This is a genomic window from Lentilactobacillus hilgardii (assembly GCF_009832765.1).
GTDB lineage: Bacteria > Bacillota > Bacilli > Lactobacillales > Lactobacillaceae > Lentilactobacillus > Lentilactobacillus hilgardii.
The window spans coordinates 1,518,856-1,534,451 of sequence record NZ_CP047121.1; the positions used below are offsets into that span (position 1 = coordinate 1,518,856).

The 15,596-nt window shown below is 37.5% G+C and carries 19 protein-coding genes; 16 read left to right on the plus strand and 3 right to left on the minus strand.

Annotated elements, in window-relative coordinates:
- The first annotated feature begins 45 nt into the window (after nt 1-45).
- On the plus strand, nt 46-297 hold the full coding sequence (locus tag GQR93_RS07085) for a hypothetical protein (protein ID WP_003553761.1): 252 nt from the start codon (nt 46-48) through the stop codon (nt 295-297).
- A gap of 108 nt (nt 298-405) precedes the next feature.
- The gene (locus GQR93_RS07090; protein WP_003553763.1) at nt 406-1,596 is read left to right on the plus strand and encodes a hydroxymethylglutaryl-CoA synthase; all 1,191 of its coding nucleotides are present in this window, start codon (nt 406-408) and stop codon (nt 1,594-1,596) included.
- Nucleotides 1,597-1,724: 128 nt separating this feature from the next.
- Here the strand turns inward: GQR93_RS07090 and lexA are convergent, their stop codons facing one another.
- A complete protein-coding gene (gene lexA / locus GQR93_RS07095) occupies nt 1,725-2,354 on the minus strand; it encodes a transcriptional repressor LexA (protein WP_003553765.1) in 630 nt (209 codons plus the stop codon).
- A 126-nt stretch (nt 2,355-2,480) separates the two neighbouring features.
- Between lexA and GQR93_RS07100 the strand changes: the two genes are divergently transcribed.
- Together GQR93_RS07100 and GQR93_RS07105 are read left to right on the plus strand one after the other, a co-directional pair.
- Nucleotides 2,481-2,765 carry a DUF896 domain-containing protein gene (locus GQR93_RS07100; RefSeq protein ID WP_003553767.1) on the plus strand — a complete coding sequence of 95 codons (285 nt, stop codon included), beginning with the start codon at nt 2,481-2,483 and terminating at the stop codon, nt 2,763-2,765.
- A gap of 101 nt (nt 2,766-2,866) precedes the next feature.
- On the plus strand, nt 2,867-3,091 hold the full coding sequence (locus GQR93_RS07105; protein WP_003553769.1) for a YneF family protein: 225 nt from the start codon (nt 2,867-2,869) through the stop codon (nt 3,089-3,091).
- A gap of 87 nt (nt 3,092-3,178) precedes the next feature.
- On the opposite strand, the gene GQR93_RS07110 is transcribed toward GQR93_RS07105, so the two are convergent.
- Entirely contained in the window at nt 3,179-3,823 is a 645-nt protein-coding gene (locus GQR93_RS07110) for a lysophospholipid acyltransferase family protein (protein ID WP_035444749.1), read from the minus strand.
- Nucleotides 3,824-3,912: 89 nt separating this feature from the next.
- On the opposite strand from GQR93_RS07110, the gene GQR93_RS07115 reads away from it, so the two are divergent.
- The 3 genes from GQR93_RS07115 (at nt 3,913) to GQR93_RS07125 (ending at nt 6,015) form a co-directional block, all read left to right on the plus strand.
- Complete coding sequence (locus tag GQR93_RS07115; RefSeq protein ID WP_003553774.1) at nt 3,913-4,665, plus strand: tRNA1(Val) (adenine(37)-N6)-methyltransferase; 753 nt, start codon at nt 3,913-3,915, stop codon at nt 4,663-4,665.
- Nucleotides 4,649-4,921, plus strand: coding sequence for a GIY-YIG nuclease family protein (locus GQR93_RS07120; RefSeq protein WP_003553776.1), 273 nt, complete (start codon nt 4,649-4,651; stop codon nt 4,919-4,921). Before GQR93_RS07115 ends, GQR93_RS07120 begins: the two co-directional genes overlap by 17 nt.
- A 95-nt stretch (nt 4,922-5,016) precedes the next feature.
- Nucleotides 5,017-6,015, plus strand: a complete 999-nt coding sequence (locus tag GQR93_RS07125; RefSeq protein ID WP_003553778.1) for a D-2-hydroxyacid dehydrogenase — start codon at nt 5,017-5,019, stop codon at nt 6,013-6,015.
- Nucleotides 6,016-6,123: 108 nt separating this feature from the next.
- Here GQR93_RS07125 and GQR93_RS07130 read toward each other — a convergent pair whose 3' ends face one another.
- The gene (locus GQR93_RS07130) at nt 6,124-6,849 is read right to left on the minus strand and encodes an HAD family hydrolase (protein ID WP_003553780.1); all 726 of its coding nucleotides are present in this window, start codon (nt 6,847-6,849) and stop codon (nt 6,124-6,126) included.
- A gap of 241 nt (nt 6,850-7,090) precedes the next feature.
- Between GQR93_RS07130 and rpsB the strand changes: the two genes are divergently transcribed.
- The 9 genes from rpsB (at nt 7,091) to GQR93_RS07175 (ending at nt 15,548) form a co-directional block, all read left to right on the plus strand.
- Entirely contained in the window at nt 7,091-7,897 is an 807-nt protein-coding gene (gene rpsB / locus GQR93_RS07135; RefSeq protein ID WP_003553783.1) for a 30S ribosomal protein S2, read from the plus strand.
- Between the two features lie 88 nt (nt 7,898-7,985).
- Complete coding sequence (gene tsf, locus GQR93_RS07140; RefSeq protein ID WP_159298731.1) at nt 7,986-8,864, plus strand: translation elongation factor Ts; 879 nt, start codon at nt 7,986-7,988, stop codon at nt 8,862-8,864.
- A gap of 215 nt (nt 8,865-9,079) precedes the next feature.
- On the plus strand, nt 9,080-9,802 hold the full coding sequence (gene pyrH, locus GQR93_RS07145) for a UMP kinase (protein WP_035444750.1): 723 nt from the start codon (nt 9,080-9,082) through the stop codon (nt 9,800-9,802).
- A 2-nt stretch (nt 9,803-9,804) separates the two neighbouring features.
- Nucleotides 9,805-10,368, plus strand: coding sequence for a ribosome recycling factor (frr, locus tag GQR93_RS07150; RefSeq protein WP_003553788.1), 564 nt, complete (start codon nt 9,805-9,807; stop codon nt 10,366-10,368).
- A 15-nt stretch (nt 10,369-10,383) separates the two neighbouring features.
- Complete coding sequence (locus GQR93_RS07155) at nt 10,384-10,827, plus strand: hypothetical protein (RefSeq protein WP_003553791.1); 444 nt, start codon at nt 10,384-10,386, stop codon at nt 10,825-10,827.
- A 74-nt stretch (nt 10,828-10,901) separates the two neighbouring features.
- Nucleotides 10,902-11,666, plus strand: coding sequence for an isoprenyl transferase (locus GQR93_RS07160; RefSeq protein WP_159298732.1), 765 nt, complete (start codon nt 10,902-10,904; stop codon nt 11,664-11,666).
- Nucleotides 11,667-11,682: 16 nt separating this feature from the next.
- Nucleotides 11,683-12,471: a phosphatidate cytidylyltransferase gene (locus GQR93_RS07165; RefSeq protein WP_003553794.1), complete on the plus strand. Its 789-nt coding sequence runs from the start codon at nt 11,683-11,685 to the stop codon at nt 12,469-12,471.
- A 25-nt stretch (nt 12,472-12,496) separates the two neighbouring features.
- Entirely contained in the window at nt 12,497-13,771 is a 1,275-nt protein-coding gene (gene rseP / locus GQR93_RS07170; RefSeq protein WP_035444751.1) for an RIP metalloprotease RseP, read from the plus strand.
- Nucleotides 13,772-13,838: 67 nt separating this feature from the next.
- Complete coding sequence (locus tag GQR93_RS07175; RefSeq protein ID WP_003553798.1) at nt 13,839-15,548, plus strand: proline--tRNA ligase; 1,710 nt, start codon at nt 13,839-13,841, stop codon at nt 15,546-15,548.
- The last annotated feature ends 48 nt before the right edge of the window (nt 15,549-15,596 follow it).

Here is a 15,596-nt window from a genome sequence, read left to right on the forward strand (position 1 = left end):
ATGATACACTACTATGTTAGATAATCGAATAAGTGGGAGAGTTATATGTTAACTTTAAATATTAATGCAAATTTAGGAAATCAAGAAGTCGTTCTTTCGGATAATTCATATGGGCAACTGTCAGGGATTCGAGTGTTTGGTTCCCCAACAGGTGGTTCGCAGGTTATTCAATGGACATTCACCTCAACCGGTCATAAGCACGAAGGTTTCGTATTCGCAGGCAATTTGACCGAGGGATTGGTTATTGATTCGATAACTGGGAAAGATCAGTATAAAATTCACTTTGTTATTGAATAGAATGATCGTTACAAAGATGCTGCTTGATACATAATGAGACGAAGATACTCTGCTTGATGTTTGAAAAGCCGTATCTTGGTCTCATTCTTTTATAAAGGAGTTTTTTGGATGACAGTAGGGATTGATAAAATCGGTTTTTACACATCACCATATTTTATTGATATGGTTGATCTAGCCCATGCACGGAATGAAGATCCAAGGAAATATTTAATTGGTATTGGGCAAAAAAAGCAAGCCGTTATACCGTCAACTCAAGATGTTGTGACAATGGCGGCTAATGCTGCCCAAAAGATTTTGAGTGAGGGCGATAAAGAAAAAATTGATTTGGTAATTTTCGGAACCGAGACAGGTATTGATAATTCAAAATCTGCCGCTATTTATGTCCAGTCGTTACTTGGAATTTCTAAACAGGCGCGATCTTTTGAAATTAAACAAGCATGTTATGGTGGCACAGCTGGTGTTCAAATGGCAGTGGATCATATTCGTTTACACCCTGAAAGTAAGGCGTTGGTACTGGCTGCTGACATTGCTAGATATGGTCTGAATACGCCTGGAGAAGTTACTCAGGGTGGTGGGGCTGTTGCAATGGTGATTTCTTCGAACCCACGAATCCTAGAAGTGGAAGACAAAAGATCGTTTCACTCTGATAACATTATGGATTTTTGGCGGCCTCTTTATCGCCATGATGCTGTCGTTGATGGTCATTATTCAAATAGTATTTATGTTGATTTTTTTCAACAAACTTGGACGGATTACCGGCAAAAATACCATAGAACAATTGATGATTTTCGAGCATTAACTTTTCATCTCCCGTATACGAAAATGGGCTTGAAGGCGCTTCGCTCAATTATTGATCAAAGTAAACATCCAGAGGCTATATTAGAACAATTTGAAGCCTCTAGAATGTATAATGCGCTTGTGGGGAATCTTTATACTGGTTCTCTATATTTAAGTTTAATTTCTTTATTGTCAAACTCGGAAGCGCTGAATCAAGATGATCTGATTGGTCTTTTCAGTTATGGTTCAGGAGCTCAGGGAGAATTTTATAGTGGCCGATTAAGTGATCAATTTGATAGATCGCAATTAAAAACTGATATGGATACGATACTATCTGAGCGATCTCGAATCACAATTGAGCAATATCAAGAAATGTATCAAACCTTTTTACCACTCAATGAAGAAGACAAATTGTTTGATGTCTCTTCGGATAATAGTTGCTTTGTTCTAAAAGGACGCAAAGAGAATAGAAGAATATACTTGACCAAAAATGGATCGGGAGATGATCAGTCCTTGGACTAATCAAAGTGAATCAAATTCAGAGAAAAAATAAGTCAATTAGATTGAAAGATTTCTCTGGCAGTCTATGTGAGTGCTAAAAAAGAGCCAAGACACATTGTATCTTGAACTCTTTTGAAGTGGCTAAACTATTAGTCGATGTCATTTCTATATAGACTAACGACCTTGCCTAAGATGCTAACCTTAGTCAGAATAATAGGCGCCATTGTATCATTCTCTGGTTGAAGCCTGAAATGATCACTTTCTTTAAAGAATCGCTTGCAGGTCGCTTCATTTTCATCAGTCATAGCAATAACAATATCGCCATTGTCGGCGTAAGCTTGCTTACGAACCACGACATAGTCGCCATTTAGAATGCCTGCATTAATCATACTTTCGCCACGAATTTGTAACATAAACAGGGTCTGGTCATCCTGCGCAAGTTGTGGTGGTAACGGGAAATAATCAGTTGCGTCTTCTACAGCGAGAATAGGTTCGCCAGCGGTGACAGTTCCTAAGATTGGAATCTGTTTTTGCTTAGGTGCAATGCCCAACAGTTCCATCCCTGCAGCCGTGACTTCAAGTGCTCTTGGCTTTGAGGGGTCCTTAACAATATAACCCTTTTTTTGTAACCGATTGATATGACCATGAACTGTTGATGTTGAAGAAAGATTAACCGCTTCGCCAATCTCTCTAACGGTTGGCGGATAACCCTTATCATTAACTTTTTCCCAAATATAGTGTAAAATCTTGTATTGCTTACTTTCAGAATTCTTTGCCATTTTCCGACACCTCATAAGTTACTTTAATTGTTGTTTTAATCGTATCATAAGTTTGAATAGATTTCAAACACACGTTCGTGTAATTTTAACTTTTTTTGTTATAATAGTCTTATTGGAGGAATATCTATGAATGAAAAAGAGAAAAAAGAGCTACAATCAAAAATCGGTGATAACGTTTTAAAGGAAATCGTTCCCCGTATTAATGAATTAGCACACAAAGCAAAGAATGAAGGATTAACAGAAGTTGAAAAAATTGAACGAGCTGAACTACGTAAAAAGTATGTTGCTCGTTTTCGAGAAAACTTTAAGAGCCAAATTGAGTTAATGAAAGTTTATGATAAAAGTGGCAAAGAAATCACTTCAAAAAAGGTGAAAAACATTCAACGTCATAAGGGACTTCGAGACGACTAACCATTAATAATGACTTTTTTAGCTCATTTTACAATTAGGCTTTTATTTTCTTTAAGAATTGTGTAAAATTAACCAATGAGACTATATAAGGAGGCCTTGTTTTGGCAACTTGGATTTGGATTCTAATTGTTATTGTGGCCTTGGTCATTGGTTTAATTGGTGGTTTTTACGGTGCTCGTAAATATATGGAAAAGTACTTGAAAGAAAATCCGCCATTTAACGAAGATCAATTGCGTCAATTAATGTTACAGATGGGTCAAAAACCTTCTCAAAAGAAGTTGAATCAGATGATGCATACAATGCAAAGCAATATGGGTAAGAAATAGCATTATCTTAGTCAACAATAAAGAGGCCATTCAAAGAATTTTGACTTGGCCTCTTTTTTGATATCATCAATGTTCATAGATGATTAATTATTCAATTTTGTCGGTTGTATTTTTCTTTGAAATGTCAACGTATTTGAAATCGGGATTGACGGCGTAATCTAAAGCATCAAAAGCGGTTTGCATCTGCTGTTCAACTTCTTTTTGATAGTTGTCATCCAGCTTGTGTTTCCGGTCGATATAAATTGGTTCACCAAAAGCAATTGTGACTTTTTTTCGGCTGAATAACCGTTTAAAGCTTAATGGTCCCTGATAAACGGTTGGAACCAGTGGTACATTCGCCAATTGTGAAATGAGTGCTGCGCCACTTTTTAATTGCTCTGAATGGCGAGTCCCGGATGGAAAAAGGATAAGCGATAAATCTGATTTTTTTAAAATTCTGACGGGTTTTTTAATTGCTGAGGGGCCGGGATGGTCCCGGTCCACTGGAAAAGCGTTGGCGTGATCCAGAATCCATTTTAAAATCGGATTTTTGAAAAGTTCTTTTTTTGCCATAAAACTAAATTTTTTTGGACTGGCTGCTAGTGCAAAATAAATCGGATCAAACCATGTCCGGTGGGGCCCAACTAAAATATAATTCCCTTTGGGCAGGCGTTCCTTATATTGATAATGCGCATTTCCATTAATAATAAATACAAAAATACGCACAAGCACACGGACAAATGAATAAAACAATCCCATTCCTTCTTTCTTAATCTGATAAAATAATAGTAACTTAAACGAGAAGCGTTTGGCAAACAAATTTGTGAAAGGTTCAAAAAATAATGCGAGTGAAATTAAAAAAGAATGAACGAATTGATCAATTATATAGTAATAATGTTTCCATTATTCAAAGCAACGACGTTTTTTCGTTTTCATTAGATGCTGTTTTATTAGCAGAATTTGCACAGGTTGGAAGCAAACGGGTTAAAAATATCATTGATTTGTGTTCTGGTAATGGTGCAGTTGGCCTGTTTTTAAGCAGTGAAACATCTGCTCAAATCACCATGGTTGAAATTCAGGAAAAGCTCGCCGATATGGCAGCAAGAAGTATTCAGTTAAATCATTTGGAGAATCAGGTACATGTTGTTAATGATGATTTAAAAAATACCACTCATTATATTTCCAAAGATTCAGTTGACGTGATTGTTTGTAATCCACCTTACTTTGTCAATTATGAAACTAGTGAAAAAAATCCAAATCAGTATTTGGCTATTGCACGGCACGAAATTAAAACGACGATTGATGAAATCACTAAAATTTCAGCAGACTTGCTAAAAACGAACGCTAAGTTATTTGTGGTTTACCGTCCCGATAGACTCACAGATCTCCTACTGAGTTTACGGAATCATCATTTGGAGCCTAAAATATTACAATTTGTTCGGTCTAAAACGACCTCGGAAGCAAATATGGTGTTAGTAGAAGCAATTAAAAGCGGCAAACCGAATGGATTGAGAATTCAAGAAGATTTAATTACTCATGAAGGTAATGACTATTCAGACAAAGTGAAGCGAATTTTATATGGGGAAACAAATTAAAAAATATTATATATATGTTTTACTGTGTGAAGACCGTACTTTATATACAGGCTTTACAACGAATGTTGAAAAGCGTTTTCAAACTCACAAACTGGGAAGGGGTGCTAAATATACGCGATCACATCGACCAATTAAAATACTATTTCAAAAGCAATTCCCAACTAAGCATGATGCTTTAAGTGCAGAATATGCGTTTAAACAATTAACAAGAAAGCAGAAATTGCAATACATTAATAACCCGGACTCGTTTTTATAAATATCAGTGAAAAAATGCACAAACTTTCTAATTTTCAGCAAAAACAACATATAAAAGTGTTATAATACAAGTAACATGTTTAGGAGGTAATATTCTTGAAAATTATTGCTTATGGCATTCGTGACGATGAAAAACCATATTTAGATAAGTGGAGTGAAGAAAACCCTGATGTAGAAGTTGCATCGACTGGTGAACTGTTAGACGAGTCAACAGTTGATCAAGCAAAGGGTGCCGATGGTGTGGTAACATACCAACAAAAGCCTTACACTGCTGCTGTTCTAGACAAACTAGGCGAATTTGGTATCAAGTTCCTTTCATTACGTAACGTTGGTGTTGATAATATTGATGCTGATGCTGCAAAACGCAACGGTATTCAAGTTACCAATGTACCAGCATATTCACCAGAAGCAATCGCTGAATTTACAGTTACTCAATTAATGAGATTGTTACGTCGAACAAATACTTTCGATCGTAAACAAGCTAATGGTGACCTTCGTTGGGCACCAGACATTGCTGAAGAATTGAACCAATTAACTGTTGGCGTTTTTGCCACTGGTCGAATTGGTCGTGCTGCAATGCGTATTTATAAAGGGTTCGGTGCTAAGGTTATCGCTTATGATATCTTCCATAATCCAGAATTGGAAAAGGAAGGTGTCTATGTCGACTCACCTGACGAACTTTATGCTCAATCAGATGTCCTTTCAATTCATGCACCTGCAACTAAAGAAAATGAACATATGTTAAATGATGAAGCCTTCAGTAAGATGAAGGACGGTGTTTATATCTTAAACCCAGCTCGTGGTGCTTTAGTTGATACTGATGCACTTATTAGAGCACTTGATTCCGGAAAAGTCGCCGGTGCTGCTCTTGATGTATATGAAAATGAAGTTGGTATTTTCAATACCGACTTTGGTAGTTTTGATAAAATTCCTGATGAACGATTAAAAGGACTTATGAAACGAGAAAACGTTCTAGTTAGTCCCCATATTGCCTTCTATACTAAGCGTGCTGTTCGTAACATGGTTTACTTTGCGATGGATGCTAATAAGTCACTTATCTCAACAGGTAAGTCTGACAAGTTGGTTAAGCTTTAAAGGATCAAATAATCTGTTTAATAAAAGGGATTTTCAACGGTTTATAGTTGAAAATCCCTTTTTAATGCAAAAATTGTTGGAAATTAAAAAGGTGAAAAAACGGCTGGGTTAAACCTCAGCCGCTAATTCTAATAATAATTCTTGGAGTTGTTCGCTGTTATTGACAGTTTGATCTGGAATGATATTTGGGTCAATAATCGACCCATCATGATTGTTGTACCAAACGGTTTGCCAACCAGCCCTTTTAGCAGGCACAATATCGTTTAAATATGAACTACCTACATACATCATCTCATTACCGCGAAGTTCGAATTTTCGGTTCATTAGCGTAAAAATCATTGGATCGGGTTTTTTAGCATTGGCGTCCTCGGAAGTAATAATACTTTCCCTGTCAAACCAGTGTTGAAGATTTAATCTAGTGATTTTTGAAAGTTGATTTTCAGTCGATCCATTAGTAATAATGCCAAGTTTAAATTTTTCAATCAGTTTATTAAAAACGTGAGTTAACCCGTCAAATAATTGAATGTCCTGACTAAATTTGCTGTAAAGTTGCCAAAAGTCTTCTGCCTTCTTTTGTGTAAGGCCATCAAGATTAAATTCTTTAAAAGAATGATGGAGACAATGAAAGCTAATGTCTGTTTTTGAAAGTTGAAATTGATTATCCAGATTATTTTTTGCTACAACTAATTGTTCCTGCTGAACATAGTTGGAGAAAATTTTATTTATCAAATTGCTATCAACATCATTTGAGAATATTTGTTTGAAAGCTTCATTAAATGATGGTTTCTGATCGTACAAAGTATCGTCAACGTCAAAAACGATGGCTTTAATCATATAGATTCCTCCTCGTCACGATTAATCATTTTAACACGTTTTACAAAAGTTTAACAATTTTCTTAATATTTTTAACAGCAAAATCATGTTATCACTTGCTTTCGCAGTCAATTTTAGCTATACTCTTATAGGTGTTTTAATTACACACTCGATGTGATGCCATTGGTGTTGCTACAATTATGTAGTTCCAATAACAGATGATCATCGGGGAGGAAAAAACTTTAATGGAGGCTACTATATTATGGCTGTAATTTCTATGAAACAATTGTTGGAAGCCGGAGTTCATTTCGGTCACCAAACCCGTCGTTGGAATCCAAAGATGAAACAGTACATCTTTACTGAACGAAACGGGATTTACATCATTGATTTGCAAAAAACTGTTAAATTAATTGATGTTGCTTATAACTTCATGAAAGAGGAAGCTTCAAAGGGTGCTGTTGTTTTGTTTGTTGGTACTAAGAAACAGGCACAAGATTCAATTGCTGAAGAAGCTACCCGTGCTGGTCAATATTATGTTAACAATCGTTGGCTTGGCGGAACGCTTACTAATTGGAATACCATTCAATCACGTGTAAAGCGTCTTAAAGATCTTAAGAAGATGGCGACTGATGGGACATTTGATGTTCTTCCTAAGAAGGAAGTTTCATTATTAATGAAGCAACGTGATAAGCTTGAAAGATTTTTGGGTGGTATCGAGGATATGCCTAAACTCCCAGATGTTTTGTTTATCGTTGACCCTCGTAAAGAACAAATTGCTGTTCACGAAGCTCAAAAGCTAAATATCCCAATCGTTGCAATGGTTGATACAAATACTGATCCTGACCAAATTGATGTTGTTATTCCTTCAAACGATGATGCTATTCGTGCCGTTCGATTGATTACGTCAACAATGGCTAATGCAATCATTGAAGGCCGTCAGGGTGAAGATGAAGTTAACGAAGATACTTTCGAAAACGGATCAAAGACTGACAAGAAAGATTCAAAAGAGGATTCAATTGAAGATATTGCTAATGCTGTAGAAGGCAAGAGCGATACTGATAATAAGTAATAGCACTTAGGCTGACTCTATCGCTATAGACCTATTTGGCCTTGGTGAAGAGTCAGTTTTTATGTAAAGAATTAAGGAGGCCACTAAAATGGCAAAAATTTCTGCATCACAAGTTATGCAACTACGTAAGAAGACCGGTGTTGGTATGATGGATGCCAAGAAGGCACTTGTTGCAACTGAAGGCGATTTTGATAAGGCGATCGAAGTATTACGTGAAAAAGGGGTTGCCAAGGCTGAAAAGAAAAGTGACCGTGTTGCCGCAAATGGTTTAGCAACTGTTGCTGTAAAGGATAACACAGCTGCAATCATCGAAGTTAACTCCGAGACTGACTTTGTTGCTTCAAGTGATCCGTTTAAAGCCGCTGTTTCTCGAATCAGTGACGCTATTGTAGCTAATAAGCCTGCCGACGTTGATGCTGCTTTAGCACTTTCGACTGAAAAAGGTACAATTAAAGATGATTTAGTGGAAACAACTCAGGTAACTGGTGAGAAAGTTAGTTTACGTCGATTTGAAATTGTTGAAAAAAATGATGACCAAGTCTTTGGTTCATACTTACACAATGGCGGTCTAATCGCTTCTCTTGTTGAACTTAAAGGTGCGGATGAAGCAACTGCAAAAGACGTTGCAATGCACGTTGCTGCCACTAATCCAGAGTACCTAAATCAATCTGAAGTTCCGGCAGAGCGGTTAGCCCATGAGAAGGAAATTTTAACTCAGGAAGCCTTAAATGAAGGCAAACCTGAGAAGATTGTTGAAAAAATGGTTGAAGGTCGTCTTCACAAGTTCTTGGCAGAAATTTGCTTGGAAGATCAAGAGTTCGTTAAAGACCCTGATCAAACAGTTGCACAATACGTTGCTTCCAAGAACGGTTCAATCGTTAAATTTGTTCGCTATGAAGTCGGCGAAGGCATCGAAAAAAAGCAAGAAAGCTTTGAAGATGAAGTTCGCGATCAATTAGGTAATTAATTTTTTATGAAGGGCTGGAACAACGAGATACATTTGTTCCAGCCCTTTTTTTCGGCTTTAAAAAATTTGACACTATTTTATAGACTTTTGACACTATTTTATAGACTTTAGTTTTGAAAAGCTGTTAAGAATTACTGAATTTGTTAGTTTTATTGTTGTAGCTAACTTGAGTATGCTAAAATTGATGTTAATGATTAACTATGGGAGGCACTTTGATGTCCAAAGTAAAATATAACCGAATTATTTTAAAATTAAGCGGTGAAGCTTTAGCCGGTGATAGAGGGTTCGGAATTAATCCACCGGTAATTAAAGACGTTGCCAAAGAAATCAAGGATATTTTCGAAATGGGTGTTCAAATTGGCATTGTCGTTGGCGGTGGAAATATGTGGCGAGGCGAAGCTGGTGCCGAGATGGGAATGGAACGTGCCCAAGCCGATTACATCGGTATGTTAGGAACGACGATGAACGGTCTTGCACTTCAAGATAATTTGGAATCACTTGATGTCCCAACACGTGTACAAACTTCAATTGAGATGCGTCAGATTGCTGAACCTTATATTCGTCGAAAAGCTGTTCGTCATTTGGAAAAAGGCCGGGTTGTTATCTTCGCGGGTGGAACTGGGAATCCATATTTTTCAACAGACACAACTGCGGCTCTACGGGCAGCGGAAATTGGCGCAGATGCAATTTTGATGGCCAAAAATGGTGTCGATGGCATTTATACTGCTGATCCGCGAACACACAAAGATGCTAAGAAGTATGAGACTCTCACATATATGGACATTTTAGAAAAAGGGCTTAAGGTAATGGACTCAACAGCGAGTTCGTTATCTATGGATAATCATATTCCGCTGGTTGTCTTTAATTTAAATAAGCCGGGAAACATTCGGAAAGTTGTATCTGGAGATAGTATTGGAACAACTGTGAAGGAGAAATAGAAATGGCAGACACGCAAACAGTTTTAAATGAAGCAAAAACTAAAATGAAAAAGGCACAGGAAGTGCTGGAGCATGAGTTGGGAAGTATTCGTGCCGGCCGCGCTAATGCAAGCCTATTAAGTGGTGTAACGGTGGATTATTATGGTGCGCCAACACCCTTAAACCAGATTGCTTCAATTTCAATTCCTGAAGCCAGAGTTATCCTAATTACGCCATATGATAAATCTTCTTTGGACAATATCGAAAAGGGGATATATGAAGCTGATTTGGGACTTAGTCCTGCAAATGATGGAACGGCTATTCGTTTGGCAATTCCAGCGTTAACCGAAGAACGTCGAAAGGAAGTTGCTAAGCAAGTAAAGGCAACTGGTGAAAAGAGTAAAGTTGCTGTTCGGAATGTTCGTCGCGAAGCAATGGATACTTTCAAACGCGGTAATAAAAGTGAAGAAATCACGGATGATGAGCTACACCGCCTTGAAGATCAAGTTCAAAAGTTAACTGATAATTCAATTAAAAGTGTTGATAAAATCGTTGCTGATAAAGAAAACGAAGTCATGAATGGCTAGAAAGTGGGTTCAATAATGGCAGATAACAATAACAATAATAATGATGAGGTTTCTGTAGTACCTGGTACACCGGAGTTTGATAAGATGTTATTCAAGCTCAATAAACCAGTCACTGAAGATAATTTAGGTGATTTAGATTATAACGGGAGTCGTTTACAGCCTGTTCAAGATGACTTGTATGCAATGCCGGCATTTGTGACAGATGATTTTAATTTATTCTTTATTGTGTCACAGTTGGTAGAAGAAGATTGGGTGATCGCTTTCTCAAATGCAACCATTGAGAAAGGCCATGAAATCACTGATTTATCAGAACCGATGACAACAGGTAAAGGTCTCAATGAACTAGGTCAAAAGAGCCCATCAGATGCTAATCAATTGTTGAAGTACTTTAATACTTTAGCAGAGGCAAATCGCGGTGAATGGCGAATGGTTGAACGTCCGGATAGTGCAGAAGACTAACAATTAAGTGCATTTTAGGATGAGTTTTTCTTCTCATCCTTTATTTTTTCCTGAATTGTTTAGAGGAGAGTTCAATGTTTAATAATAAAAAGAACGCAAAATCATCTATTCACTTGGACTCCGATAGAATTCCCAAGCATATCGCAATCATTATGGATGGTAATGGGCGTTGGGCAAAAAAAAGACATTTGCCACGAATCGCAGGCCATAGACAGGGAATGGAGACCGTTAAAACCGTTACAATGGCTGCAAGTAAATTAGGTGTAAAGGTTTTGACTTTATATGCATTTTCAACTGAGAATTGGAAACGGCCAAAGGATGAAGTTAGTTTTTTGATGGGACTGCCAGTTAAATTTTTTAATAATTTTGTTCCTGAATTAATAGAAAATAATGTTAAAGTTTCAGTAATGGGTCTTATTGATCAGTTACCTGAGAACACACAAAAAGCGGTTCGGGATGCAATTTCTCAAACCAGTAAATGTACTGGTATGATCTTAAATTTTGCTCTAAACTATGGCAGTAGACTTGATATCCGGTTGGCAGTGCAAAATATTGCAAGCGAAATCAAAAATGATGCGATTTCTATTTCTGATATTGATGATGATTTGATTTCCCGCCATTTGATGACTGGATTTTTAGGCGATTACGCTGATCCTGACCTATTAATTCGAACAAGTGGTGAAGAACGCATTTCAAATTTCTTGCTCTGGCAGATTGCTTACAGTGAATTGGTTTTTACCGATGCACTTTGGCCAGATTTTGATGGTCAGACGCTGCGGCAGATGATTTTTGAATACCAGCATCGAAATCGGCGATTTGGCGGTTTGAAAAATGAATAACAGGGGGCAAATTTAAGTGAAACAACGTGTAATAACTGCGGTTGTCGCGCTGATTATCTTTATTCCGATAATTATTTTGGGTGGCTTATGGATTGACATCGCCGCTTTGGTTTTGGGAATTGTCGCAGTTTCAGAAATCTTAGTTATGAAAAAAAGGATTTTGGTATCTGGTGAGTCGATTATCGCGTATTTAGGTGTTAGTGCACTGATATTACCGGACAGTTGGACGGGCTTTTTACCCAATAACTTTAACCAGACATTTATCTTTTTCCTTTTTGTTTTAATGTTATTATTAGTGACTGTCCTAAGCAGAAACTTGTTCACTTTTGACGATGCAGGTGTCATTGTGCTTGGGATGCTGTATATTGGAATGGGTTTTCATTATTTCATTGCAGCCAGAGCAGAGTCATTACCAGTGTTATTGTACGCACTGTTTATTGTGTGGGTAACTGATAGTGGTGCTTATATTTTTGGACGACTGTTTGGTAAGCATAAGTTGGCACCTCGAATTAGTCCTAACAAGACTTGGGAAGGGTCAATCTGTGGCTCAATTGCAGCGACAATTTTATGCTCAACTTTTATTTTCTTCTATCCAATTCCTGGTTATTCAATGATTGAAATGATTATGATTACGATTTTCCTTTCAATTGCCGGGCAATTTGGAGACTTAATTGAATCAGCGCTCAAAAGATACTATGACGTTAAAGATTCAGGCAAGATTCTTCCAGGGCATGGTGGAATCTTAGATAGATTCGATAGTTTGTTACTTGTATTACCAATGCTGCATTTAGTTGGTATTATTTAATTTTTGATTAGGAGGAAAGTGCCGCTTGATAACTACAATTATAGTTTTCATCATTGTCTTTGGTATTTTGGTTATCTTTCACGAGTTCGGTCACTATATTATGGCCAAGCGTTCAGGAATATTAGTTCGTGAATTTTCTGTTGGAATGGGGCCAAAAGTTTTCTTTCATCGAAGTGGCAGTACGACTTTCACATTAAGGCTATTACCTCTTGGTGGATATGTTCGAATGGCGGGTGAAGTTGATGATGGTGAGGAAGAATTAAAACCCGGAACACCTGTTACATTACAATTAAATGATCAAGGCGTTGTAACTCGAATTAATACGAGCAACAAGCATTCGCTGTTTCAGGGAATCCCTTTAACCGTTACAGGAACTGACTTAGCGCATGATTTATATATAAAAGGATATGAAAACGGCGACGAATCTGACGTTAAAAAATATCCCGTTGATCATGATGCTATCATTATTGAAAGTGATGGTACTGAACTACAGATTGCACCGGAGGATGTTCAATTCCAAGCTGCCCCGCTTGGCAAACGAATGTTAACTAATTTTGCCGGGGTTTTTAATAACTTTATCCTGGCTATTCTTGTATATACAATCTTGGGATTTGTTCAAGGTGGCGTTCAGTCGAATACCAATAAAATTAACGTGATGCCTTCGGACTCTGTTGCGCGTCAAGCCGGCGTTAAATCCGGTGACCGAATTCTATCTATCAATGGGCATAAGACAGCGGATTGGGACCAATTGGCCGTTCAAATTCAATCGAATCCGGGCAAGAAGGTAACCGCGGAAATTTCCAGAGATGGTCAAAATAAGAGTATTCAAATGACACCTAAATCCAATACACAAGGCGGCAAAAAGATTGGAATGATTGGTATCACCCAGTCACTTGATACTAGTTTTAAAGCAAAGGTCTTATCTGGATTCACACAAACCTGGACAATGACAAAGACGTTATTGGGCGCTTTGTGGTCAATGGTAAGTGGTCACTTCAGTCTAAATGATCTTGGAGGCCCTGTGGCCATATTTGCGACTACTTCGCAAGCTGCATCGCTAGGGATTTCAGGTGTTCTTAATTTCTTGGCTTGGTTATCGTTAAACCTTGCGATTATTAACTTAATTCCAATCCCCGGTCTTGATGGCGGTAAATTAGTGCTCAATATTATTGAAGCAATTAGAAGGAAGCCGGTTTCTCAAAGAACAGAAACAGTCGTTACGTTGATTGGTTTTGCATTTTTGATGATACTAATGATTTTAGTTACTTGGAATGATATTGAACGTTATTTCCTGCACTAAAGCGTAAGAAATTGGTCTTATGGGCCAAATACACAGAAGGATGACATAAAGGAGAAATTATTGGATTATGAAGCAGTCTAAAATTTTAGTTCCGACGTTAAAGGAAACGCCCAAGGGTGCTGAAGCCCTTAGTCATAAAATGTTAGTTCGAGCCGGATATATCAAGCAAATTTCTGCAGGTATGTATGCTTATTTGCCACTTGCATATCGCGTTCTGACAAAAATTGAAACTATTGTTCGACAAGAAATGGAAAAGACCTCTGCTCATGAAATGTTGATGCCGGATGTTCTTCCTGCTGAATTATGGAAAGAATCGGGACGTTATGAGACATACGGACCAGAACTATTCAAATTCAAGAATCGACATGATACTGATTTTATTTTGGGACCCACTCACGAAGAAACCTTTACTGAACTGATTCGGGATTCAATTAAATCATATAAACAATTACCATTGGTCCTTTACCAAATTCAAAACAAATACCGTGATGAGGATCGCCCACGATACGGGCTGTTAAGAAGCCGAGAATTCATTATGAAAGATGCGTACTCATTTGCGGCTAATGAAGCGGATCTTGATGATGCTTATCGTGCCATGGAAAAAGCTTATCGCACTATTTTTGATAGAATTGGACTTAAGTATCGTGTGATTATCGGTGATGGTGGTGCTATGGGGGGATCTGATTCCAAAGAGTTTTCCGCTATGGCTGCAGTTGGTGAAGATACAATTGTCTATTCAGATGAAAGTGATTACTTTGCAAATCTGGAAATGGCAAAATCGAAGGCCACTGATGAGCCATCAACAGAAGCAGAGGCCGATCTAAAAAAAGTCGCAACACCTAATGTTAAGTCAATTGATGAAGTAGCTGACTTTCTTGGTGTTTCTACTAAGAAAACAATTAAATCGATGCTTTATATTGCTGATGAGAAACCTGTCTTGGTTTTAGTTCGTGGTGATTACGATGTTAATGATGTAAAGTTAAAAAATTACTTAAAAGCAGATTTCCTTGACCTTGCAACTGATGAACAAGCCGTCAAATTTTTAAAGGCTGATTTTGGATCTTTGGGTCCAGTTGGAGTTAGCGATGACGTTCGCATTTTAGCTGATACACGGGTTGGCAATATGAAAAATGCTGTCGTTGGTGCCGATGAGGATGGTTACCACTATGTTAATGCCAACTTGAATCGAGATTTTCGCATTGATGCTGTTGATGATTTTGTTGTTGTTAAGGAAGGCGAACTGTCACCGGACGGTAAGGGCAAACTAAAATTCACACGCGGCATTGAAATTGGTCATATTTTTAAACTTGGTACAAGGTATTCTAAAAGCCTAAATGCCAATGTTTTAGATGAAAATGGCCGATCAATTCCTGTTATCATGGGTTCTTACGGAATTGGTATCAGTCGATTACTTTCAGCAATTTCCGAGCAAAATGCGGATGAAAATGGTTTGGTTTGGCCAGTTGCGGTTGCACCATATACTGTTCATGTCATTCCAATCAACGTTAAAAAAGAAGTTCAAATGAATTTGGCAAATCAGATTGAAGAACAGCTAACCGAAAATGGCATAGAAGTCCTTGTTGATGACCGTAAGGAACGACCAGGTGTAAAGTTTGCAGACTCTGATCTATTGGGTATTCCATTAAGAATTACGGTTGGAAAAAAAGCCGATGAAGGAATTGTTGAAATCAAGATTCGAAAAAACGGTGAAACAGTCGAAAGTAAAGTTGAAGAACTGAGCGATACTGTTAAAATCCTGTTAAAGAATCTAAATTAGTTTTATACTGGTAAAGTATTTTTGTAGGATTTAAGATGATTGGTTTTA